Below are 23,165 nucleotides of genomic sequence, written 5' to 3'. Positions count from 1 at the left end.
GAAGCGGCCTTTTTGCGATTGATTTATTTGTTGCGACTTAAACGGAACTTAAACTGAATGTGATAAGCTGGTTCCACTTTATAGAGGGAGGTTTTGGAATTGGCCGAGAAGAAAAATGAAAAGCAACTGCACGAGGAAAAGACCGTCGAGCTGAAAGACTTGACTCAGGAGATGTCAGAAGAGCAGTTGAAAGACGTACAAGGCGGAGATTTGAAAACGGGCACCAAACCCATTATTAAAAAGGTGACCATTCGGCCGTAAAGCCGTAAAAACCGTCAAGAAGCCCCGAGCCGTATGATGCCCGGGGCTTCTTGACGGTTTCGGGGCACTCCGAAGCAACACTTCACTTTGTGGGGGAATTGTTTCGGGGCTCCCCGCAAAGTACCCGGAATAAACTCCGAAGCAAGACTTCACTTTGTGGGGTAATTGTTTCGGGCCTCCCCGCAAAGTACCCGGAATAAACTTCGAAGCTGGACTTCACTTTGTGGGGATCTTACTTCCCTCCGGCGAATTTATAGCCGAAGCCGCGGACCGTGACGATATATCGGGGATTGGCCGGGTCTTTTTCGATTTTTTTGCGAAGGTTGTGAATATGGACCATGACCGTCCGGTCGTCGCTCGTCCCGTTCAGGCTCCAAATGGTTTCGTAAAGCTGGCCGACGTTGAACACTTGCTTGGGGTGCTCCAGGAGATGGAGCAGAAGCTGCAGCTCTTTGGCCGGCAGGTCGATCGGTTTGTTGTTCACAAACACCTCAAGCTTCTCCTTGTCAATGGCAAGCCACTGATCCTTCCAAACGCTTGCGCGGCTTGTTACCGCCTCCCGGCTTGCCGCGCGATAGCGCCGAAGCCCCGCCTTTACGCGCGCTACGAGCACCTCCGGCTCGAAGGGCTTCGTTATATAATCGTCCCCGCCAACGTGTAATCCGGCCACGATATCTTGCGGCGTCTTCTTGCTGGTCATGAAAATAATCGGAATATCGGAGCGGCTGCGCACGAGGGGCACCAGATGCATGCCGTCCATACCGGGCAGCATAATGTCCGAGATCAGTAGATCATAAGTCGAGCGGTGAAATAGGTTCAATCCTTGCTCCGCACTAGCCGCCATATCGACACGAAATCCTTCCCGCCGCAAATAGATGGCGACAAGCTCGCAAATGTCGGGATCGTCCTCAATCAACAGAATGCTCGCGTCCATATTCTCCTCCTTCGGCCATACGGGCGTTGCCGGACTCGGCATCGCGCACATTCGCGGGAAGCGTAATGAAAAAATCGCTTCCTTCGCCTATTTTGCTGCTTACGCCGATTTCCCCCCGGTGGCGCGCAATGATTTCCGTGCAGATCGCGAGCCCGAGGCCGCTGCCGGACTTGGCTTGCTGTATCCCCGGACTCCGGTATCGGCGCTTGAAAATGTGCATCAGCTCGGACTCCGGAATGCCGATGCCGGAGTCGGTTACATGGATGACAACACATCCGTCATCGGTGCCGGCGTTTGGTCGGAACTCCATCCATATGCGAATGACGCCGTCAGCGGGTGTATATTTCACCGCGTTGGAAACCAGGTTGGCAAAAACCCGCTCGAACCGGAACGGGTCCATCGAGACCGTGATCTCGCCGGAGGGCGGCAGCGGGAGAACCGGTTCTTCCCATCTCAAGGCGATCCGGCGGTCGCTTGCCTCGGCTTCGTATCTATGACTCAACTGGCGCAGGAAGGGCAGAAGCGGCACTACCGCAAATTCGAACCGGATCTCGCCCGTTTTCAACTGGATCAACTCGACGACGCTGTCGATCAGCTTCTCCAACAGCACACTCCGTTCGTAGATTCGCTTGGCGTATACCGGCGCTTCCTCCTCCGGGATGACAGCGGTCATCATAGCTTTGGAGAAGCCTTTGATGGCGGTGATCGGGGTCGACAAGTCGTGATAAGCTTCCGCCAGCAACGTGCTGCGCACATTTTCGATTCGGCCGAGCTCCCGATTTCCTTCCTCCAGCTTTCTATTCAATTGTTGCAGGGAGGAGGTTCGCTGCCGAATCGTCTCCTCTTGCGATTCGATTACTTGGTTCAGTTCGATGGACAGCGATTCCGACCGGGTTACGGCCCTCGTGAACATCAACGATAAATTCAGCAGCTGGGTTATCAGAAAAAACAGCAGCCCGAAGTAGAGAAGTCCTCCGAATGAAACGAAGCCGGTATAGTATAAGATTTCATGAATGACCGAGGCGAAGAAGCCGAGAAAGCCGATAATATTGGTCCGCGATCCCGTTCTTCCGCGAAGAGCGGCGCGAATGTAGGCGAACATGACGTATAGAAAGACAGGCAGCAGCAGCAAGAGGATGTACGGCACCATGTATTGCGTATACACCTTGGCGGGCGTCAACAGCACAAACGCGCCAAAGCCGGCCAAGGCGGCGCCGAATACCGGGAAAACACGCGGAATGGCATCCTGCGGATACTGCTTATTCACAAATGCGGCGACGCCGAGAATCGTGACAATTTCCGAAATATACTCCAGCTTGACTCCCCATTCCCACGACAATCCCGGGAACAGTACATAGGCGAACGATTCTCCCAGCAGGGAAGACCTTATGCAGATGGCTAGACATATAAGGCCGAACCATAGTGCGGCGAGCTCTTTCTTGCGGAACAAGTAAAGGAAGACGGAGAAGACCGCCATGAGCAGCAAGCTTCCCGCAATAAAAGTCCAAATCATGACCCGGTTTCGATAAAGCGTTGCGACCTGATCCGCATCCCCCATATCGACGCTTTCCCAAATGCCTCCTGTGCGCTGCGCAAAGTTGGAAACCTGAACTACAATTTCGTTGTCGCCCGCTCTCGGCACAAAGAAATATAGTTTCGGGTAGCTTCTTGGAATCATGCTCGTGACGTCGGTACCGACGGTGCCGTTGCCGTTCATGAGCTCGCCGTTGATCCAGAACCGGTAAGCAGAGGCCACATTGTTGAAGTAGATGCCGAGCGGCTGAGCCGCGGCCTCGCCGGATAACGCGAATATCATCCGGTAGGTGGCGTACCCTTCGTTGGATAATGTTTGTTCGCCGATCGTGTAGGAGTTCCATTGGGCCGGGATGGAAACGGTGAAGGCGTCCCGCGGCGAGCCGTCTGTGAAATCGTCTGGCCCGAGCAATCGGTTCCAATAAAACTCCCAAGGTCCGTTCAAGGAAACGATCCCGTCTTCACGCGGTTGCCAGCGCTGCAAGTCCCGCTGTTCATGCACTGCATTCATAGCGAGTAATGTTGCCCGTGCCGGTGAAGGTGTGCTGCACAAAACAATAAAGAACATCAGCAGGCAAACAGCAAATTTCATCATGTCACTCCCCAAACTGTGCATCGAAACAGGAAGCGCTATCCTTGTGAGACTGCACTAGGAGTATTATCTGGGAATGAAAGGCGGATTTCAAGCGAAATCCGAACCGGAATGCCGAAAATGCCCAACGGATAATTCCTGCCCGAGCAAGCATACTAACTCGTAAAACGGGAGGGGATGTCCATGAAACGAATGACCGTTCTCGTGCTGGGCTGTATGATGCTTGCGTCAGGATGCTCGAACGGAAACCGGGAAGCGGCCGAGCATTCCGGGATGCCGCAGCATTCCGCATCGACCGAACAGCTAAGGCAAATCGCGACTCTCTCGGAAGATCGTCCGGAGCTGCTGGCCCAAATGGCGGAGCGGGAACGCAAAATGTCCGAGACGGTGTCCGTTCCCGCGGCACATCGGCAGTCGGCCGTCGAGACGCCATCCGCGCCCGAAGTCATCGTCTCGGCGCCTCAGCCGTCCCCGAAGCCGGAGCAGCCGAAAGGAAAACGGCCCGCGCAAGCCAAAGCGCCGTCCGTTACCGTTCAGAAGTCGCAAACGACAGCGGGCAAGAAGCTGACGCTGCCGCAGCTGCGAGCGAAATATCCGGATGTGCTCCGGGTAAGCGGAGCATCGCGGGAGCGCAGCATCGCGCTTACGTTCGACGACGGTCCGGATGAACGTTTTACTCCGCAGGTGCTGGATATATTGAAGGCGCACGGAGTGAAGGCGACTTTTTTCGTGCTCGGGAAAAAGGCGGAGGCGCATCCCGCCATCGTGAAGCGCATGATCCGGGAAGGTCATGTAGTAGGCAATCATTCTTACCGTCACCCGCTGTTTACGAAAATAACGGTCGATCAATTCGCCCAGGAAGTCGAGCAAACCGAAGAAGTGCTGAACAGGCTGATCGGCTATCGGCCGAAGCTGGTGCGCCCTCCTTATGGCGAAATCGATGAAGAGCAGCTGCAGTGGGCGAATAGTCGAGGCTATGTAATCGTGAATTGGAACGTTGATTCGCAGGATTGGAAAAGCTTGGGCGAGCACCAAGTGTCGGGAAACATTTTGGGACATACGAAGGCCGGGGCGATCGTACTGCAGCATTCTGCGGGAGGAGACAGCCAGGATTTGAGCGGAACGGTCAAGGCATTACCAGGCATTATCGCCAAGCTGCGGGAGCAAGGATACGGGCTGGTTACTGTTTCCGAGCTGCTGCATCTGCCCAAAAGCAAATAGTTACGCGAGAATAAATGAAAAAGCCGCCGACTTCAGTCGACGACATGCAGAGTAACGTTCTGGTAGCCAAACGTTTTGGCTTTCTCTCTCGATCCCGGTACGTATATGTCGATACGGTTTCCGTTGATAGCTCCGCCGATGTCGACCGCTTTGGCCATCATTCCCCCGACAGGCAGTCCGTCATAGCTGTAGCCGGTCACATAGACGGTCGAACCGAGCGGGATGATATCGGGATCGACGGCAATCGTTCCGACTTTAAGCGGATTGCCGAAATAATCTTTCCCGGCGTAGCCTCCGTTCTCCTCGGCGCTTCCCGTATACGCCGACGCTACGGCGGCAATCGTTTTTTTCGGAGTAATCGTAGCCCCTGTTACCGTTGTAATAGCACCCTGCTTCTCGGCAGGCTTCGCTTTGGCTTGAGCTTGAGCCGGAGCCGGTGCGGTTTTGATGGCTTTGGGTGGTGTTGCGGCTGCCTTCGGCTTGCTTTCGGATTTTGGCTTGGCCACGGGCTGCTGCACTTCAGCTGCGGCCGGCGTCACTTGCGGTACGGCTGCCGCAGCCGCCGCCAATAAAGGAACTACAGGCAAGATTTCACCAATTACCGATCCCGGAGCCGGGAAGAAGTCTTCATCGTAAAATGCAGGCTGCAATGGGATGGTTTGTAACGCGGAAAACTCGGATTTCCACTTTGCCAAATACTCGCTTTGGAAAGAAAGCGGGGCAAGCAGCGGCTGAAGATCTACCGGATCCGCCGCACGACCCATGGCCGAGACGATGGACGAGCCGGACAATACAAATAGGGCAAGACTGCCGATAAGCAGTCCGCGCTTCCAGTTTGCAAAATTCAAGTTTAAGTTTCACTCCTTTTTGTTCGCCTACGAGGTTAGTTGTCGGATTCGGATTGAGGATACAACCCTACGCGCTTGAACGCGCGATTCACCCCGAACGGGATGGCACAATGGCCGTGCACCGTATAAGAAAATCCCCCGCACTCTTAGATAGAGCTGCCGTCCGAATTACCAGCATCACCCATGCACCGAAGTTTCGGCTTCTTGTAGAAGGCTATCATACCTATCCATGAGGAGAAAACCCTCAATTTCTGGAAACGGCCGTTTCCCCGTGACAAAAACAGCTCGTCAAATGGTCCTGAACCATTCCCGTCGCCTGCATCATCGCATAGCAAATTGTCGGGCCTACGAACGTGAATCCCCGTTTCTTCAAGTCTTTGCTCATCGCTTCCGATATAGGCGTCGTCGCAGGTACATCGCTTAGCTTCTGCCAGCTGTTGCGGATCGGATTGCCGCCCACAAACCGCCATATGTATTCGTCGAAGCTGCCGAATTGCTCTTGGACCCGCAGGAAAGCATTGGCATTGCGAATGGCGGAATTGATCTTCAGCCGATTGCGAACGATTCCGGAATTTGCCATCAATTCCTCGATTTTATTCTCGTCATACTTGGCGACCTTCGCCGGATCGAACCGGTCGAACGCCTCCCTGTAATGTTCTCTTTTGCGCAAAATCGTATACCAGCTCAGTCCGGCCTGAGCTCCTTCGAGCACGAGCCGCTCGAACAAGGCGTGATCGTCGTGTACGGGAACTCCCCATTCCCGGTCGTGATACTCGATATAGAGCGGATCGTCATTCACCCAGCCGCAGCGCGTCAATAAATCGGTCACGTTAATCCCGCCTCCTTATTGAGGTTTCGTCCAGTATACCATGTCCGGAGGCGGAATAAACGTTTACGGGCTCTGGTGGCAAGTTACGGTTGAATCGGCCGAAGCACCGTAGTCCAACTAACGGTCTGTCCGGCTCCGAGCGGACCGGCTATTACGGCTCTAACTTGGGCGGATACTCCGCTGACGGACAGAAGCGAACGGCTCAAATCCATGTCCAGCGCCACCGCTTCGCCGCATTCGAGCGTATACGATTTGCCGGCGTATTGCAGCAGCAATTTGCCGTCCCCTCCGGTGCCTATTTGCAAAGTATTCCGTCCGTCATAAACGACGAGCGGGATGAAATGGCGGCACGAACGGAGCGGCTTCTTCGCCTTCAGGACGTAGCTCCACGTTATTCCGCAGCCGGTGACGGCAATCGTTTTGTCGCAGCGAAGCAGCTCGTTCTCGAACACCATGGCCAAGCCGTCCGAAGCGGGCGTCAGTTCTATATTTTCCATCGTATTCGGGAAATGGGATACCCCCGCCTCATCGGTTACGACATAGCCTTCCCATACGCCGTCCCGTATATGGCGTTCGGCTGTTTCATGCAAGCCGGGGAGGCGGGGCTCGGCAATCGGCAGGGGATACCCGTCCAGACGGAAATGAAAGCCCTGCATGGCCGGCGCATATTTCCGGTTGTGCATCCGCATCGTGCAGCCGAAGAAATGAGTTCCGTTCCGATAAAACGCATACCCGCTGCCGGCATCGACGAAAGCATCCTGGGAGACAGACTCCCTTTGTTCCGACTCGGGCAAACGAAGCTGCCGTTCCAACACGCGCTCGGCAACCGCGATACCGGTCAAGCCGAGCAGGTTGTACATGTTGAGATGGGTATAGGTTTCGAAGCCGACCCTAAGCGTATGCGGCAGATGGTTGGGCGTGCAGCCGTACGTCCCGTCTTCGCGGATATAGGGCAGCCAATTGCGAAAAGCGTCGGCGACGCTAGCGCCATATTCGCCGTCGGGTGCCGTATAGGCTAGCAGCGAAACGAGGGCTCCCCAAGTAAACATCTGGTAGCCGCTCCGCTCGACCATCGCGAACGCCCCGTCCGGCGTGACCGTATGCCGCAGCCAGCTCATTCCTTGCCGAATGATCCGTTCCGCATCGCGCCTGTACGCATCGTACCGGTCCGGCCAATTGTCGATTACAGCCATAGCGCTCATAAGTAGAAACAGCGTAAAAGCATGATAAGCGATCGGCATGCCGTCATGGTTATGCTCCTCCGTTACTTCATCGTTAATGAAGCCGGATTCGAGCTGCGCTTTGGCGATGAAAGCCAGACGATGCTCCAGCAGATCGCGGCTCGCGGGCCTTAAGCCCAGCGCGTCGGCGAACAGCTCCATGGCCCATTGCAAGGCGGCGCAGTTCGTATTGACGACGACGCAGTCGTCCTCATACGAGGCGAGCGCCGGGCCGAACCGCCGGATAAGACGGGAGCGGTCTTGTTCGGGGGCGAGCAGCAGCGCCATCAAGCCGTAATGGTACAAAAACACTCGACAGAACGGGGTTACCCCCGGTTTGTCTCCGAGCAGCTCCACGGTTCGGGCCAACATGACTTCCAGCAGCCCGGCGGCTTCCTCGGTACGTTCGGAACGGCATACACTGGCCAATACGGCGGCGGCGTTGGCTGGAGCGTAGTTTTCGCTGTAGACGGTTTCGTAGGGGTCCGGAAGCTGTCCATCCGGCGTAGTCCAGCTCCGGATTACAGGGACGTAGCGGCGCAGCGCTTCGCGCATGAAAGCCGCGGTTGCGGAGAACGATTCGGCACTTTTCATGAAACAACAGCGTCTCCTCTCGGATTGCCGCCCAAGGCAACGGCCAAACGGCGCCGCTCGGTCCGTCGAACCTCGCAGCGCCGGCAGGCGGCATGTCGTTTAAATATGGGTAAAACGTGCGGCTTATTTTTTGGCGGCTTTGATGCCGTCGTTTACTTCCTTCATCAGCTGCGCGCCTCCGCGGCTTTTCCATTCCTCGATCATTTTATCCCAGTCGGAGATCGGGCGCTGGCCGGATATCATCTTCGTTTGCTCGCCGAGCAAATATTTATCCAGCTCGGACCCTTTGGACGCTCGCGTTTCCGAGTATACGAGGTTGACCGGATCGTCGTAAGGGTTTTTGTTGTATGTTTTCTCCATCTGCTCGATCGAGGCGATGAACGCCTGCATTTCCGGCGAATTGTACGAAGCTTTGGAGAATTGGTTCGCATCGTCGCTCGGCGCCCACGGCTTCCAAAACTCGTGACGCTGCAGCATATATTGGATCGGCGTGCTGGATTCCTGACCGGCCTTCGGTACGGCTTTGCCGGCGATCATCTCGTAGCCAACGCCGTTACCGCCCATAATCCAGTCGAACTGTTGGTTTTGCGGCGTACGCTGGTCGAGAGGGAGAAACTGACGGCCGTAATCGAGAATCTCCAATATTTTCTTGACTTTATCCGGATCGTTCTTCAGCTTGGCGGACAGCGTCGTCAACCCGAAGAAGCCGCGGCCTTTCAAATTGCCTTGCGAGCCGTCCGGAGCTTTGAAGAACGGAATCGGCACGACTTTCGCCTTCGGGTCGATCTTCAGCAGGCCGGTGTAATAGTCTTCGACCATCCCGCTCGGCGTGCCGATGAAGATGCCGGCTTTGCCCGAGTAGAACTCCTTGTTCGTCTGAGCCCAGTTCAGTACCGCGAAATCTTTCGTGACGGCGCCTTCCTTGTAGGCTGTGGCAAGCGTTTCGATCGATTCTTTGCGTCCCGGTCCGATCAGTCCGGGCATGTAATTGCCGTCTTTGTCCTTATGATACCAAGCGCCCGACCAATAAGCGCCCATCGTTGGAGTGGGGTTGACGTCTTGGCCGAGGGCGAAGCCGTACGTGTCGTTTTTGCCGTTCTTATCCGGGTCGTTCTTCGTAAAGGCGATGGCGACGTCGAGCAGCTCTTTGTAGTTGGTCGGCATTTTCAATCCGAGGTTATCGAGCCAATCTTGGCGGATCGTCCCCGAGAACGTGTAGGTCGGAGCATACATCGGAATGCTGTAAATTTTGCCGTTGACGCGGAATTGGTCGTAGATCGATTTCGGCACGCCCTTGAACGTCGCGTATTTCTCGATATAGTCGTCGAGCGGAAGGAATGCGCCCTGTTTCGCCCATTTGTAGTAGTTCGCGTCCAAATCCTTGATCGCTACGACGTCCGGCATGTCACCCGAAGCCATGATGACGTTCAGCTTCTCTTGATAGTCGGATTGCAGCACGAATTGCGCTTTGATATTGGCGCCGAACTTCTGCTTGATCGCTTCGACGCCTTTTCCGTTCGGATCGGGGAAAATGGTGTAGGCGAAGTTCAGGAAGCCGATGTCGTACACTTTATTCCCCTTGGGTGCGTTCGTATCGCCCGTGCCGGTTGCCGTCTTGCCTCCGCCAGAGCAGGCGGCCAAGGCTGCGGTCAATACGGCTGCTGTAGTCAGGCTGACCAATGTTTTTCCTTTCATGGGAACACCTCCGAAAAAATGATTATACCTCCGTACACTCGACTTGCGATAAACCCCTCTTGTCATACGCGAGCGGCGAGAACGGCCCGGTGATAAACTTAGCGGAGGGTCTGAAATGATGCTGTAGAAGCGTCAGCGGTCGCATTTGTTTCCGGATTTTCACCGATTATGGTTTCACTGGATAAAGAAATCTGGAAACAACGGCGATCGGAAGCATATTTCAGACCCGTAGCGGAGTTATTCACCGGAATTTAGGTCTGGTACGCGATGCTTCAGCCCTTCACCGAACCGATCATCACCCCCTTGGCGAAATGCTTCTGCAGGAACGGGTACACGATCAAGATCGGCAATGTCGCCAGCAAGATGGCGGCCATCTGGATCGTTTCCGCCGGCGGAGGCTGTATATTGACGAATTGCTCGGCCGACAGCGAGGATGTGTCGTTGACGACGACGATTTGCCTTAGCAGCAGCTGAATCGTCCACAGCTTCGGATTGCTCAAATACAGCATGCCGGTAAAGTACGAGTTCCAGTGCATGACTGCGTAGAACAGTCCGAAGGTAGCGAGAGCGGGTTTGGAAAGCGGCAGAACGACTCGGGCGAACACGGTGAAAGGGCCGGCGCCGTCGATCAAAGCCGCTTCGTTCAGCTCCTCCGGAATGCTTTTGAAAAATTGGGTGAATACGATCAAATTCCACGGGCTGATCAGAACGGGGATGATGAGCGCCCACACCGAATTGAGCAGTCCCGTCGCCTTGACGATCAAGTATGTCGGAATGATGCCGGCACTGAACAGAAAGGTGAACAGTACCATGAATAGGAACAGCTTCTGGCCGTAGAACGGCTTCGACAGCGCGTAGGCCATCGTCGAGGTGAAGGCCAAATTCAGCGTCGTGCCGAGCACTGTAATGAAAATCGTGACAAGCACCGATTTGATGAACTTATCATTGGACAAAATGTAACGGTACGCGTCCGTCACCCAATGATCCGGCCACAAAATAAAGTCTTTGCGCAAGTATTCCTCCATAGATGAGAACGATACCGAGAAAATGTACAGGAACGGCACGACCATCGCCGCGGCGATTACGGTCAAGACGATCACGTTCAGCCAGTCGGCCATCCGGTCCAGCCAAGTACGATGATTCATTTGCCGGTTCGCACCTCCTTTAGTAAATTCCTTCGTCGCCGAACCGTTTGGCCAGCTTGTTGGCGGCTACTACGAGGATCAGCCCGACGACCGACTTGAACAGTCCGACGGCGGTGGCGAAGCTGAAGTCCGATTGCAAAACCCCTTTATAGTACACGTAGGTGTCGAGCACTTCGCCGACCTCCTTCACATACGGATTGAGCATCAGGAAAATTTGCTCGAAGCCGTTGTCCAGCACGGTGCCGAGGCGCAATATAAGCAGAATGACGATCGTGCTGCGAATAGCCGGCAGCGTAATGCTCCAGATGCGGCGCCACCGGTTCGCCCCGTCGACGACCGCAGCCTCGTACAGCTCCGGATTGACGCCGGATAGCGCGGCGAGAAAGACGATCGTGCTCCAGCCGGATTCCTTCCAGATGACCTCCAGCACGATGAGCGGCTTGAACAAATACGGCTGCTGCAAAAATAACACCGGTTCGGCTCCGAACAGATCGGCCATCAGGCTGTTGACGACTCCGTCGCTGCGCAGGAAGATGGTGACAAGCCCGATGACGACGACCCAGGACAAGAAGTGAGGCAAATATACAAGCGATTGGATGAGCCGCTTGAACCATTCTTGCCGGGCTTCGTTCAGCATAAGCGCGAGCACGATAGGGACCGGGAACGCGAAGGCGATCTGCAGAAACGACAGCGTAAGCGTATTGATTAGCACCTGCACCACTTCGGCATTGTCGAAGATGCTCCGGAAATGGGCGAAGCCGACCCAATCGCTGTGCAGAAAGCCTTGAAACGGGCTGTAGTCCTGAAACGCGATGACCGAGCCGAGCAGCGGCACATACTTGTAGATGAGGAAGTAGAGCGTACCGGGCAAAGCGAACAAGTACATCGCCCGGCTTTTCCAGAGCTTCTTGCGCACTCGTTCCCATGCACCGGCTTTCTGTCCGGGGACCGGGGCCGCCGGAGTTGTAATCGTTCTCATATTCGTTGTAATCCCCCTTTCCGGTACGACCGGTTTAATCGGATGTCTTGGTTGATGTCCCCATCATAGTGAATCGGGAATTGTCATGTAAACGCTCTATTTTTACCACACCTTGAACAAAAGATGATACCGGATTGCAAAACATGAGCCATGTCCGTATTCCGCGGTTTTTCCCGTAAGGATGCGGCTTGACAGCAAAAAGCCCCGCTGGGAGCGGGGCTGGGCATTGAACCTTCGGATTGGTTACGGCTGATGTCGGACGGAATCGCGGTATTGGCCGGGAGACATTCCGGTCGTCTGCTTGAAGGCGCGCGAGAAGTTTTGCGTCGTCGTGTAGCGGAGCCGGTCGGCGATTTGTTTGATCGGCATATCGGAATGGACGAGCCATTCCTTCGCCCGCGACATCCGCGCCTCGATGCAGTAGTCGATAAAGTTGACGTTCATTTCCTCCTTGAACATCCGGCTGAGCTGGGAAGGGGAAAGACCGAAGCGGGAAGCGGCCTCTTGCAAGGAAGGCTCGCCCTCGGCGCCGTTAGCGATATATTCCACTACCTGCTGCACGATTTTCGTCTGGCTCGGCACGGTCAGCTTTTCGAAATGGCTGCGGAAAGCCGGGAAAAACTGCTGCTTGAACCAGTCTTTCAACTGATCGAGCGATTCGGCTTCGTTGACGCGGGCATAGACGTTATACGGGAACATCGGCTGCAGCTCGAAGCCGAGCTGCTCGAGCAGGTGGTCGATTTCGCCGACGAGATTCGTGAAAATGCCGGTAACGGGCTTGAAGCCGGTCAATTGGTGCGGAATTTCCCGGACCATCTCGTCGAACTCGGCGTACACGGCTTCCATATCGCCTTCGGCGATCCGTTTGACGATCGTCTTCTGCCGCTTGATCAAGTCCCGCGCCGACTGCTTGACCGTATCGAGCGATTCGATCGCCTGATGGCTGATCGTCAAGTCGTTGCCGAGCAGCAGCCGGAAGCTGAGCAGGTCGATCGCTTCCATGTAGCTTTCATGAATGCCCCGGTATGCGGGGCGGACCCGGCTGACGCCGGCGGTCAACGTAAAGCGAAACAGCTCTTTAGCCTTATGCCGGACCCGGCCGCACAATTGCTCCACCTGGCTCGCGAAGGCGGCGTCCGGATTGTCCGTACCGATAATGAGAGCGACCTGACCGAGCGAAGGGGAGACGGTAACCGAGCTGAACGGGCCGGCGCCGGCCATTTCCGTCACGAGCTTGGTGAGCGCATACATCATCAGAGAGCGGTCCTTGCCCATGTAGCTGGTCCGGAACTCCATGAAGGCGTCGACCTCGAACACGCATACGCCGAAAGCATGCCCCCGCAGGGGCAATTCGTACTGCTGCAGCTTAATCGCAAACTCGGCATCGTTCCATTCGCCGTGCAGCAGCTTGATCAGCGTATTCTCGCGCAGCTGCGGGGCCTGCTCGCGAAGCTCGTTGTCCAGCCGGCGGTTCGTATCCATCACCTGCTGCATGAAGGCGTCAAGCTGCTGGAGGCCGTCCTGGGAAGGCTTCGCCCGGCTCGGCAGCTTCTGCAGCAGAGCGCGGATCGGGTTGTACAGCCGATTGGAAGCGAGCAGCGCGATCAATCCCCATATGAGCGCGAGACAGCCCGCCATGAGCCAGGTTACCTGCCGGATCAGATCGGCTTTGGCCGTCAATCCGCCCTGCGGGGCGATGATCACGTACGTCCAATCGTTATAGCCGGAGCGCTGAACGGAAACGTGGTATCGTTCCTCGCCGTAAGCGACCGCATCGGTAGGCGAAACGGGCTCCGTCTGCGCCAGTCTCTTGGCGAAAGGCGCGGGCAAGGTCGTGCCGATTTCTTGCGGCTGACGGCTCAGCACGATGCGGCCGGTTCGATCCACGGCCACCAGCTGGCTGCTGCCGCTCATTTCCACCGACTGCAGCAGCTCGTAGAGCCGGGTTGGCTCCGCCTCCAGAAACAGTACGCCGTCCACCGTCGAAGAGTTGCCGATCGGCCGTACGATCAGGAAATCCGACTGATTCGGGTACGTATTGGACGGGAGAAACAAGGAGCCGGTAAACTTCGGCTCATATTGACGCAGCGCATCGTAGTAACGGAAATTTTGCTTTTGCAGCAGTCCGTCTTTGTTGGAGTACACCAAATCGAATTTGCTATAGACAAGATAAGCGTTGAAAGGAATGTCGGATAAGGTGCGGTACTTGCGGATCGTGTCCACCATATCGAGCGTCGTTTCCAACGTTTCCCGGTCGTCCATGGAGATGCCGAGGCGGACCGATTTCTCGATCGTCAGATCGCCGGCGATCTGGATGGACATGTAGTCGATGCGCTTCAGCAGGGAATCGACCTGCAGCTCGATTTGGCGCAACGTCGCTTCGTGCTTCGCGTTCACTTCTTCCTGGATGCTGGTGGAAGCGACGAAAGAAGCCGCGCTGCCCAGCAGCAGAACCGGAAGCACGCTGAGAAGAAGAGAAGACAGAAGCAGCTTTTTTTGAAACGGAAGTTTGCCCAAGAGGGGGAGATGCCCGAACATATCAGCCACCATCCTTTATACTATGTGTGCGACTCGATGGTCCGATGTATGAAAGCGGTTTATTCCTATCATATACGATAACGGATATGGAGCCAACCCAACATCATATGGATTTTCGGAACGGGCTTGTCGAATCCGGTCACATTCTATAATTTTCCTTGTTGACTTTTCACGAAAAATCAGTAATATAGATTAAGTGCGAAACAACATCCAATGTGCTGATGTAGCTCAGCTGGTAGAGCAACGCATTCGTAATGCGTAGGTCGGGGGTTCGAATCCCTTCATCAGCATCACCTAACCAGGGTAACAACGCGCCTTCTCGAGATCGAGGGGGTGCGTTTTTTATTACTCCGACTAAATAGCAAACATTTTGCAAACCTAGGTATATGTCGAAGATATAGGGAAATATAACCTATAGTCTTTATTTGCTTATATGGTATTTTATTACTGAATATACAGCTGATATTAAAAACGATGGCAGCCTCTGCAACTGCACAAGTTTAGTCCTAGCAAGATTTGGGGTTTCTGCTACTTATAATGCTACTTTTTCTGGAATTGTTGCAGTTGGTGTTGCTACTCTATTTCATGAAATTTCAAATCCCGATCAATCCGTAAGCTTTAAAGTCTACGAAGCTAATCTTATTCAAGGTCTTTTTTGCTTAACGAATGGGGCTTATCTTGGACAAGCTCTCACAAAAGGAACATTTCGAGATTACTGGTGGTTATCAACGAATTGGTGTATGCCCTGAGTTTAACTTGGAGGAGTTGTTGCCTTTGAAAAGAAGTCTTCCAATAATAGGACTAGTTATCGTATTTATCATTTCAAATTTTTATTTGGATGACTTTTTTATTCGGGGAGGACTTAATCCTAGAGATGCTATATTAATACCTGCTGTAGCTATTGGAAGCTATGTACTCGGATTGATTTTCAGTCCAAACTACTTTGATTTTCTCAAAAAGAGAAAGGAAGAGTAGGATTGGTGTCTTGCAATATTTAGGAACAGAACCGAAACGCGCCTTCTCACCGCTATTTCGTTTCCGGAACACCCCCGCCCTCGACTTTTGACGCGGCTCTGGCCAATCCGATGCTTCGACAAAATCAGATGCGACTTCGTTCCCGGTTGTCCGGCATAAAAACGGCGGTCGCCCCATATAGTGGTAGTGCACTTAGAGAACTAAGTGACTCAAATGGAGGGATTCGTATGGGAGACGCGGAAAAAGAAGTAGTGTTGTCGGAAGCAGAAGAGGCAGAACAAGAAGCGGAACAAGAAGCAGGACAAGAGGCAGAGCAAGAAGAGGAACAAGAGGTGGAGCAAGCCGCTGCAGAGGAAGTGCTTGACGAAGAAGACGAAGACGCAGCAGAGGCAGAGGAAGAAGAGTCCGAAGAAGAAGAAGCGGAAGCGCCCGAACAAAGCGAAACGGCCGAATAAATCCCGTCCCGATCCCCGAGTCCATAAGTACAACCGTACAGCCGCTAACTTGCGTTGGCGGCTTTTCATGTTTGGTTCGAATGTTGCGTCCGACCAGGATTAAGCTTGACCGAATCCGGGTACTATTAAAATAAATAGAGCTGTTGCACCGGTTGCTCACCTGTTGCGCTTGTTGCGTTTGCCGCATTTGCGGGTTCCCGGTCCGCTGATGAACGGTACATCTCCGCGTCCAGTAAGCCGTACTGCACAAGCAGGCGGCGGATCGTGTGCTTGACCGGGGCGCGATAATCATCGGGAGCGTAAGCGGTTCCTCTGTACAAGCCGGCGTATGCTTCCGTCAGATGCGGGTACTTTGAATGAAGCGTCCGGAAAAACCATACTTTGACCTCCTGCGTGCTCAATCTTAAAAAAGAGGACATCACGCTACGGGGGCGGCACTCGGCTATCGCTTCGATCAGGCCGTGCAAATCGTCGGCGTTATCGGACAAGTACGGCAGAATAGGCGCAATAAATACATTAACGTCGATGCCCTCGTCACGGAGACGTTTAACCGTCTCCAGTCGTTTGTCGGGTGACGGCGTAGTCGGCTCGAAATCGCGCCACACGTCCGAACGCAGCGTACCGATGCTCATGTTGACCGAAACCCCAGGCAGTTCCCGGAGAAGGTCCATGTCCCGCAGTACAAGCGGAGACCGCGTCGTGATCGATACCGGAACGGAATATTCCGCGAGCACCTCTAGGCACCGGCGGGTCAGCTTTTCGGAAGCCTCCGCTTGCTGGTACGGGTCGGTTGCCGTCCCGATGGCGATCCGTCCGATTCCCTTCAGCCCTTTGCGGGAGCGGGACATCTTGTCCAGCTGCTGACGGAGCGCTTCGGGGGCATTCTGCTTCAGGAAGATGCGGTTCTGGAACGTATCGTCGGCTTCCACGCCCAGGAACGAATGAGTGGCGCGCGCATAACAGAAGGCGCAGCCGTGCTGGCAGCCGCGGTACGGATTGATCGACCACTCGAACGGCATGGACGGCGCTTTGACCGGATTGAGCAGCGTCTTGACCGGCATCGGTTCGTATCGGATATGGCGTTTCACTCGGCTCACTCGCTTTCCTATTGTGGGAACACATGTTCCTATTGTAACAAAAATGAAACGTCCCTGCAATCGAGTCTTTCGGCTGAACGGCCGGCTGTCCGGCCCGACCGCAGACGGGGAGTCCGCATTGGCTTTAGTCCGATGCCGCTGTTATAGCCCGATGCTATAATCAAAGCATAATCAAAACGCATACGGTCGGGAGGAAAACAAGATGAGTTTGTCGAGATTAATGAAGCTCGTTACAGGCGGAATGGAAGCGTTCCTGGGCATACCCGTACTCGGAGGAGCCTTCGTCATATTTACCGGATACACGGCATTGTGGGTCATGCTCGCTTTGCACATCGTAACTTTGCTGATATGCCATAGAGAAAACGCCGGCAGGCTCGGCAGCGTAGTCGGGATCGTAACTTCCTGCGTCGCGGCGATCCCGGTGCTCGGCATGATCATGCACATCATCAGTGCCATTATTCTCATTCTGTCCGCCTTGGGGCAGCAGGACAGACCTTATACGGGGCAATACCGCCGGGTAAGGTAACCTCAGAAACAGGAGCAGCGTCGCCGGAACTCGATTCCGGCGATTTTTTTTGCTTCTCGGGGTGAGTCTTCCACTCGGATTGTAGTACAATAAGTGTTAAAAAATGGCCGCAGAGGCCAAATGGGAGTGGAACGATTGACAATCCGGATCGAAACAGCCGAATGGGCGATGGAGAAGGAACCGATGGCAACGCCTTTCGGATTCAAGGGCGGGTATTTAAGCGAGCTATGGCAAACGGCCGTCAGGCTGCGCAGCCGAGAAGGGCACGCTGCGGTAGGCTTGGGGGTGCAAAGCGTGCTTTGGTCCGATCCGCGCGTATTTTTCGGGACGACGGAGAACGGCGGCAATGAGATGATGATTGCTCTGACGAAACGGGCGGTGCAGCTCGCCGAGGGCGAAACGTTCCGCGAGCCGATAGAGCTGTTGGAGCGGCTTGTCGGGCAAGTGCACGCTTACGGACGGGAGGTTACGTCCAGACCCGATCTGAGGGAAACGTTCGCTCTGAATGCGCTCGTTCCGCTCGACCATGCGGCGTGGCTGCTCTATGCGGCCGGTACCGGTGCGCGCACGTTCGATGAGATCGTCCCCGGCCGTTTCCGAGATGTGCTCTCCGAGCGGCACCGTGTGCTCGCTTGTACTCCGGTCGTATCGTACAGCCACACCGAGGCGGACGTCCGCCGCATGCTGGACGAGGGATACTTCGTACTGAAGCTGAAGCTCGGCTCGGATCCGGACAAGGACGGGGATTTGGATAAAATGCTGGAATGGGACAAGCGCCAGCTGGAGCTCGTCCATCGGCTCGCCGCGGACAGGACGACGCCTTACACCGACAGCGGAAGGGTCGTCTATTATCTCGACGCCAACGGCCGGTACGATACGACGGAGCGTGTGCTTCGCCTGCTCGATCATGCGGACCGGATAGGCGCGCTGGAGCGGACGATTTTGCTGGAGGAGCCGTTTCCGGAGGAAAACAAGCTGCCCGTGGACGGCCTACCGGTCCGAGTAGCCGCCGACGAAAGCGTCCATCATGAACGGGACGCCCGGGAGCGCATGGATCTCGGATACCGCGCCATTACGCTCAAACCGATCGCGAAGACGATGAGCGTAGCGCTGAATGTGGCGAACGCGGCCAAAGAGCGCGGCGTGCCGTGCTTCTGCGCCGACTTGACCGTCAACCCGTGGATGGTCGACTGGAACAAAAACGTAGCCGCCCGGCTTGCACCGGTACCGGGACTCCGGGTCGGTCTGATCGAGTCGAACGGACCTCAGAATTACGCCAACTGGCGGACTATGATCGGCTATCACCCGAACGCGGGTGCTTCATGGGTTCAAGCCGATAACGGCGTATTCCATCTGGACGATTCGTTTTACGCCGAATGCGGCGGTTCGCTGGGAAGAAGCCCCCATTACGAGTCGCTCGTTTTCGCGCGCGCCTAAAGACCATTCTGGATGACAGGATGACAGGAGATGCTTCATTTCTCCAGAACGGTTTATACAGGCTCTGCCTTCGGCGGAGTCTGTTTTTTTGTTTTTATAGAATAACGAATACGAAAATAATGTAGAACTATGTCGAAAAAAAGTCGATGAAAGTACTTGCATGCGGACCTGCAAAAGGAACTGATGCAGCAAGGAAGAATCAATAATATTTGATGGAATCTTTAACGATTCGGCACAGCTTTTCGACAACCATTATGTTAATATAATGGTAAAGAATATCGAAATTAGTTCTATGTGCTCATTTTTTTGTCGATTAATGGCGAAATTCGAACGGTTTGTGTGAAGTAGGTACATGGAACTATATTCGATGCGCAAATCTCCCGGGAAAGTAGTGATGCGGCATGAAAATCATATTGCTTTCTGGAGGATCGGGTAAACGATTATGGCCATTATCCAACGACAAACACCCTAAGCAGCTGCTGAAACTGCTGACCGACGATCAGGGACGCCCGATGTCGATGCTGCAGCAAGTGTGGGGCAGGCTTCGGCGAAGAGGCTTGGAACGATCTGCGGTCATTGCGACCGCATCCGTCCAGCGCGAATCGATCCGCGAGCAGCTGGGTAGCGACGTCGACCTCGTGTTTGAGCCCGAGAAGCGGGATACGTATCCTGCCGTGCTGCTTGCTGTCGCGTACTTGAGCTCCCACCGGGGGCTGCTGCGCGACGAACCGGTTCTAGTCATGCCGGTGGACGGATTGGCGGACGACCTCTTCTATGAAACGATGCTTCGATTGCCGGAGGCTCTCGAACGCTCCGGAGCGAACCTAGCCCTCCTCGGCGTCAAGCCGGACCGCCCATCGGAAAAATACGGATACATGATTCCCGTGGCGGGTCTGGACGAGACTCCGCTTACTATAAGCCATTTCCGGGAGAAGCCGCCCCAGCGGGACGCTTCCGAATATATTCGAGCGGGCGCCTTGTGGAACTGCGGCGTGTTTTGCTTCCGGGCCGGTTATTTGCTGGACCGTTTGGAGCGGATGGGGCTGCCCGAGACGTACGAGGAGCTTCTGCTCAGTTACTCTCGCCTTACGGCAGAAAGCTTCGATTATGCCGTGGCCGAGAAGGAAACAAACATTGCTGCGCTAGTCTACGACGGCCCGTGGAAAGATCTCGGCACTTGGTGCTCGCTGACGAATGCGATGAACCGAAACGTGCTCGGAAGCGGCATTCTGACGGATGATTGTCAAGACGTCCATATCGTCAACGCTACGGATACGCCCGTCATTGCGATGGGATTGACCGACATCGCCATTGCGGTCGGGGAGGAAGGCATACTCGTTACCGCGAAGAGCGTAAGCTCCCGGCTGAAAGACGCACTTCGCCAGCTGGAGGCGGAAGAGGAACAGGCACGCCCGGAAGGCGGAGTCTGGTCCAAGACGTTGGATAACGTCGCGTTCCCTGACGGAACGTCCGTAACGACGAGGCGGATTCATCTGGATCCGGGTACCTCCATGATCCATACCGCTGTTGAAGGCATCGGGGCGATATCGTGGACGGTTCTCCACGGAAAAGCTTGGCTTACCCTTAACGGAGCGAGACAGAAGCTGTCTCAGGGCAGCACGGTTAAGCTGCAGGCTGACGACGAAGGCGGGCTGTACGCCGAGGGGCCGCTTGACATCATCGAGGTTTTAACGGATCACGGGAAAGCGGAGGTAGAGACGCATGGAATTGAAAAAAACGTTTTTCGGATACAGTCCGAGAAAAGTAGAGCGATACATGAACCATTTGGAACGGGAAGCGGGGCATATGGAGCGTCGTCATAAACAACAGCGGTCCGCTTTTTTGGCGGAGCAAGCGGAGCTGCGCCGTCAAATCGAAGAAGCCCAAAGACAGTTGACCGAAATCGAGCATATGGAAGCAAGTCTGAAGCAATGGATTCAAAGAAACCAGAGTTTGGCGTAGTTTGGCGAGGGCTCCGCAAAAAGGAAACCGATAAGGAATTCGCCGAAATCGAAGCTTGGCTTGAATCGTACGGGGAGCAGGTCGAGCGGGAAAAGCGCGAGCAGGAGAAGCAGCTCGGGGAGCTGGAGCGAGAGCTGCAGTGGCTGAGAAGCGAAGCGGCGAGCAGAACGAAAATCGTCGATCAATTGATCGATTTGAAGCTGAACGTCATGGACAGGGACGGATTCCAGCCAATGCTCGACGAACCGGGCAGCGGGAAGACTCAGACGCTTCGGTTGGGTGACAGGCTGGTGGCCGAAGGATTAATAACGGCCCAGCAGCTGCACGAAGCGATGGACCGTCAGAAGCGGGTCGGAGGACGACTCGGCGATCTGCTCGTGGAGATGGGGTTTGTCGAGAAGTCGCAGATCGAGGCGCTCATCGGCAATCGCTGGCTTAAAGGCCGTCTCGGGGAAATGCTGGTAGAAGCCGGGGCGATCTCGCAAGAGCAGTTAAACGAGGCGCTCGATTTTCAACGCAAAAGCGGAGGCATGCTCGGCGATATTCTCATGTCGCTTCGCTTTATCGAACCGGAAAAGCTGTACAGGCTTGTCGCTACGCAAAACAATTTGGGGCGGATCGGATCGGAATTCGCTTTCGACCATATCGCCAAGCTTCCCGAGCAGACAGCGCGCCGGTACAATGCCGTTGTCATCCATCAGGACTTGAACCGGTCGCTCGTGGCCGTCGGTTCACCGCTGAAAGAGGCGGAGCTGCTCGATATCGAGACGATGCTCGGCATGCCGGTGGAGCAGGTGTTGGCAACCCGCGAAGAGCTTGAGTTTTTCTGGAAGGAAGTGTATACGTCCGAGCTGCTGCAGGAAAGCACGCAAAAGCTGGTTATGGAGCAGCCGGAAAATTCCGCCCACGTGACGTTTACCAAGCCCCAACTGACCGTGCTCGGGGCCTTGGGACTCGTGCTCCTCATCTTTCTCGGCCTAGATTGGCTGCATACGCTTATTGTCGTCAATATCGCCATTCAGCTTTTTTATTTTTCGATGACGTTGTTCAAGTTTCTGATCATTATGTACGGGACCCGGGAAAATGCCCAAATCCGCTTCACGCCGGACCAGATCGAGCAGATCGACGAACGGACGCTGCCGATCTATACGATTCTGGTGCCGATGTACAAGGAAAGCGAAGTCATTCCGCAATTGCTGGACAATATAGAAAGTCTCGACTATCCGAAGGCAAAGCTTGACGTTCGGCTGCTGATCGAGGAGGACGACGTGGATGCGCAGCGCATCTTGAAGGAAATGAAGCTGCCGCCCTACTACACGACAATCGTCGTGCCGCACAGTCTGCCGAAGACGAAGCCGAAGGCGTGCAATTACGGACTGGTCCGCGCCCGAGGCGAATACGTGGTCATTTTCGACGCGGAGGATCGTCCGGACCCGGACCAGCTGAAGAAGGTGCACGCCGCTTTCTTGAAAAGCCCGGATCATTGCGCCTGCATCCAGGCGAAGCTGAACTACTTCAATAGCGGTCAAAACCTGCTGACGCGATGGTTTACGCAAGAATACAGCATGTGGTTCGAGCTGCTGCTTCCCGGGGTTATGCAACTGGACGTTCCGATTCCGCTAGGCGGCACATCCAACCATTTCAAGATGTCGGTTCTCAAGGAAATGGGCGCCTGGGATCCTTATAATGTGACGGAGGATGCCGATCTCGGCATCCGGCTGTACAAATCCGGCTATACGACGGCCATCGTCGACTCCCGGACGTGGGAGGAGGCGAATAGCCGAACCGGCAATTGGATACGGCAGCGCTCGCGCTGGATCAAAGGTTATATGCAGACATGGCTGGTGCACATGCGCAATCCGTTTCGGCTGTACCGGGAGCTCGGGCTTAAGGGATTCATGGGGTTTCAGGTAATGGTGTTGGCGACACCGATGCTGCCGCTGCTCAATCCGATTTTTTGGCTGATGCTCGTACTGTGGTACGGCTGGAAGCTGGCGATCATCCCGCAGTTTTTTCCGGGAATCATTTATTATTTTTCCGCCATCGAATTTTTGCTCGGCAACTTCCTGTTCGTGTTCACGAACATCGCCGGAGTATACTGGGTCATTCGCGAGCTGGAGATGAAGCGGAAATACGATCTTTCCTACTCGCTGGTCAAGTATGCCCTGCTCACCCCCATTTACTGGGCGATGATGAGCATTGCTGCTTTCAAGGCGGCCTGGCAGCTTGTTACGAAGCCTTTCTATTGGGAAAAGACGGTGCACGGCCTCGCTTCGGGCCAGACTCCTCACGATGCGACTAAGACAGCCTAAGGGGGGGATGCG

At 54.9% G+C, this 23,165-nt stretch carries 19 protein-coding genes, 1 tRNA gene and 1 riboswitch; of the genes, 10 read left to right on the top strand and 10 right to left on the bottom strand.

Features of this window, described 5'->3' with window-relative positions; genetic code table 11:
* The first annotated feature begins 99 nt into the window (after positions 1-99).
* Positions 100-261, top strand: a complete 162-nt coding sequence (locus FE783_RS37445; RefSeq protein ID WP_158301700.1) for a hypothetical protein — start codon at positions 100-102, stop codon at positions 259-261.
* Between the two features lie 232 nt (positions 262-493).
* On the opposite strand, the gene FE783_RS09565 is transcribed toward FE783_RS37445, so the two are convergent.
* Complete coding sequence (locus FE783_RS09565; protein ID WP_138879105.1) at positions 494-1,195, bottom strand: response regulator transcription factor; 702 nt, start codon at positions 1,193-1,195, stop codon at positions 494-496.
* Positions 1,170-3,239, bottom strand: coding sequence for an ATP-binding protein (locus tag FE783_RS09560; protein ID WP_158301699.1), 2,070 nt, complete (start codon positions 3,237-3,239; stop codon positions 1,170-1,172). The genes FE783_RS09565 and FE783_RS09560 overlap by 26 nt, the downstream gene beginning before the upstream one ends.
* Before the next feature lie 264 nt (positions 3,240-3,503).
* Between FE783_RS09560 and FE783_RS09555 the strand changes: the two genes are divergently transcribed.
* Positions 3,504-4,541 carry a polysaccharide deacetylase family protein gene (locus tag FE783_RS09555; RefSeq protein WP_238402960.1) on the top strand — a complete coding sequence of 346 codons (1,038 nt, stop codon included), beginning with the start codon at positions 3,504-3,506 and terminating at the stop codon, positions 4,539-4,541.
* Between the two features lie 32 nt (positions 4,542-4,573).
* Here FE783_RS09555 and FE783_RS09550 read toward each other — a convergent pair whose 3' ends face one another.
* The 7 genes from FE783_RS09550 to FE783_RS09520 form a co-directional block, all read right to left on the bottom strand.
* Positions 4,574-5,389 (bottom strand): 3D domain-containing protein, encoded by an 816-nt coding sequence (locus FE783_RS09550; RefSeq protein ID WP_238402959.1) that lies wholly within the window; start codon positions 5,387-5,389, stop codon positions 4,574-4,576.
* 9 nt (positions 5,390-5,398) lie between these two features.
* Positions 5,399-5,561, bottom strand: a riboswitch (cyclic di-AMP (ydaO/yuaA leader).
* A gap of 72 nt (positions 5,562-5,633) precedes the next feature.
* On the bottom strand, positions 5,634-6,218 hold the full coding sequence (locus FE783_RS09545) for a DNA-3-methyladenine glycosylase I (protein WP_238402958.1): 585 nt from the start codon (positions 6,216-6,218) through the stop codon (positions 5,634-5,636).
* 83 nt (positions 6,219-6,301) lie between these two features.
* Positions 6,302-8,032, bottom strand: a complete 1,731-nt coding sequence (locus tag FE783_RS09540; protein WP_138879103.1) for a hypothetical protein — start codon at positions 8,030-8,032, stop codon at positions 6,302-6,304.
* A 123-nt stretch (positions 8,033-8,155) separates the two neighbouring features.
* Complete coding sequence (locus FE783_RS09535) at positions 8,156-9,727, bottom strand: extracellular solute-binding protein (RefSeq protein WP_138879102.1); 1,572 nt, start codon at positions 9,725-9,727, stop codon at positions 8,156-8,158.
* Positions 9,728-9,999: 272 nt separating this feature from the next.
* Complete coding sequence (locus tag FE783_RS09530) at positions 10,000-10,872, bottom strand: carbohydrate ABC transporter permease (protein WP_138879101.1); 873 nt, start codon at positions 10,870-10,872, stop codon at positions 10,000-10,002.
* A gap of 19 nt (positions 10,873-10,891) precedes the next feature.
* Positions 10,892-11,851 (bottom strand): ABC transporter permease, encoded by a 960-nt coding sequence (locus FE783_RS09525; protein ID WP_138879100.1) that lies wholly within the window; start codon positions 11,849-11,851, stop codon positions 10,892-10,894.
* Positions 11,852-12,094: 243 nt separating this feature from the next.
* The gene (locus tag FE783_RS09520; RefSeq protein WP_158301698.1) at positions 12,095-14,389 is read right to left on the bottom strand and encodes a helix-turn-helix domain-containing protein; all 2,295 of its coding nucleotides are present in this window, start codon (positions 14,387-14,389) and stop codon (positions 12,095-12,097) included.
* A gap of 217 nt (positions 14,390-14,606) precedes the next feature.
* Between FE783_RS09520 and FE783_RS09515 the strand changes: the two genes are divergently transcribed.
* The 3 genes from FE783_RS09515 to FE783_RS09505 all read left to right on the top strand — a co-directional run bounded on the left by FE783_RS09515 (position 14,607) and on the right by FE783_RS09505 (position 15,819).
* A tRNA-Thr gene (locus FE783_RS09515) sits at positions 14,607-14,679 on the top strand.
* A gap of 388 nt (positions 14,680-15,067) precedes the next feature.
* Positions 15,068-15,364 (top strand): hypothetical protein, encoded by a 297-nt coding sequence (locus FE783_RS09510; RefSeq protein WP_138879098.1) that lies wholly within the window; start codon positions 15,068-15,070, stop codon positions 15,362-15,364.
* 227 nt (positions 15,365-15,591) lie between these two features.
* A complete protein-coding gene (locus tag FE783_RS09505) occupies positions 15,592-15,819 on the top strand; it encodes a hypothetical protein (protein WP_138879097.1) in 228 nt (75 codons plus the stop codon).
* Between the two features lie 125 nt (positions 15,820-15,944).
* On the opposite strand, the gene FE783_RS09500 is transcribed toward FE783_RS09505, so the two are convergent.
* Positions 15,945-16,907: an SPL family radical SAM protein gene (locus tag FE783_RS09500; protein WP_238402957.1), complete on the bottom strand. Its 963-nt coding sequence runs from the start codon at positions 16,905-16,907 to the stop codon at positions 15,945-15,947.
* A gap of 211 nt (positions 16,908-17,118) precedes the next feature.
* Between FE783_RS09500 and FE783_RS09495 the strand changes: the two genes are divergently transcribed.
* From FE783_RS09495 to FE783_RS09475, 5 genes are all read left to right on the top strand, one after another.
* Positions 17,119-17,442 carry a hypothetical protein gene (locus FE783_RS09495; protein ID WP_138879096.1) on the top strand — a complete coding sequence of 108 codons (324 nt, stop codon included), beginning with the start codon at positions 17,119-17,121 and terminating at the stop codon, positions 17,440-17,442.
* 126 nt (positions 17,443-17,568) lie between these two features.
* A complete protein-coding gene (locus FE783_RS09490; RefSeq protein WP_158301697.1) occupies positions 17,569-18,879 on the top strand; it encodes an enolase C-terminal domain-like protein in 1,311 nt (436 codons plus the stop codon).
* A 401-nt stretch (positions 18,880-19,280) separates the two neighbouring features.
* Positions 19,281-20,702 (top strand): sugar phosphate nucleotidyltransferase, encoded by a 1,422-nt coding sequence (locus FE783_RS09485; RefSeq protein ID WP_138879094.1) that lies wholly within the window; start codon positions 19,281-19,283, stop codon positions 20,700-20,702.
* Positions 20,686-20,841, top strand: coding sequence for a hypothetical protein (locus FE783_RS09480; RefSeq protein ID WP_158301696.1), 156 nt, complete (start codon positions 20,686-20,688; stop codon positions 20,839-20,841). The genes FE783_RS09485 and FE783_RS09480 overlap by 17 nt, the downstream gene beginning before the upstream one ends.
* Complete coding sequence (locus tag FE783_RS09475; RefSeq protein ID WP_138879092.1) at positions 20,811-23,153, top strand: cyclic di-GMP-binding domain-containing protein, MshE-related; 2,343 nt, start codon at positions 20,811-20,813, stop codon at positions 23,151-23,153. The genes FE783_RS09480 and FE783_RS09475 overlap by 31 nt, the downstream gene beginning before the upstream one ends.
* The last annotated feature ends 12 nt before the right edge of the window (positions 23,154-23,165 follow it).

The sequence above is a fragment of the Paenibacillus mesophilus genome, from assembly GCF_005938385.1.
GTDB classification, from domain to species: domain Bacteria; phylum Bacillota; class Bacilli; order Paenibacillales; family NBRC-103111; genus Paenibacillus_AB; species Paenibacillus_AB mesophilus.
The sequence above is the reverse complement of the archived record's forward strand: the minus strand, read 5'-3'. Positions and strand labels throughout refer to the sequence as shown.

Excerpts from the sequence above, each read along its gene's own strand:
- FE783_RS09565 (WP_138879105.1), bottom strand. The coding sequence starts at position 1,195 with ATGGACGCGAGCATTCTGTTGATTGAGGACGATCCCGACATTTGCGAG.
- FE783_RS09560 (WP_158301699.1), bottom strand. The coding sequence starts at position 3,239 with ATGAATGCAGTGCATGAACAGCGGGACTTGCAGCGCTGGCAACCGCGT.
- FE783_RS09555 (WP_238402960.1), top strand. The coding sequence starts at position 3,504 with ATGAAACGAATGACCGTTCTCGTGCTGGGCTGTATGATGCTTGCGTCA.
- FE783_RS09540 (WP_138879103.1), bottom strand. The coding sequence starts at position 8,032 with ATGAAAAGTGCCGAATCGTTCTCCGCAACCGCGGCTTTCATGCGCGAA.
- FE783_RS09535 (WP_138879102.1), bottom strand. The coding sequence starts at position 9,727 with ATGAAAGGAAAAACATTGGTCAGCCTGACTACAGCAGCCGTATTGACC.
- FE783_RS09530 (WP_138879101.1), bottom strand. The coding sequence starts at position 10,872 with ATGAATCATCGTACTTGGCTGGACCGGATGGCCGACTGGCTGAACGTG.
- FE783_RS09525 (WP_138879100.1), bottom strand. The coding sequence starts at position 11,851 with ATGAGAACGATTACAACTCCGGCGGCCCCGGTCCCCGGACAGAAAGCC.
- FE783_RS09520 (WP_158301698.1), bottom strand. The coding sequence starts at position 14,389 with ATGTTCGGGCATCTCCCCCTCTTGGGCAAACTTCCGTTTCAAAAAAAG.
- FE783_RS09505 (WP_138879097.1), top strand. The coding sequence starts at position 15,592 with ATGGGAGACGCGGAAAAAGAAGTAGTGTTGTCGGAAGCAGAAGAGGCA.
- FE783_RS09495 (WP_138879096.1), top strand. The coding sequence starts at position 17,119 with ATGAGTTTGTCGAGATTAATGAAGCTCGTTACAGGCGGAATGGAAGCG.
- FE783_RS09485 (WP_138879094.1), top strand. The coding sequence starts at position 19,281 with ATGAAAATCATATTGCTTTCTGGAGGATCGGGTAAACGATTATGGCCA.
- FE783_RS09480 (WP_158301696.1), top strand. The coding sequence starts at position 20,686 with ATGGAGCGTCGTCATAAACAACAGCGGTCCGCTTTTTTGGCGGAGCAA.
- FE783_RS09475 (WP_138879092.1), top strand. The coding sequence starts at position 20,811 with ATGGATTCAAAGAAACCAGAGTTTGGCGTAGTTTGGCGAGGGCTCCGC.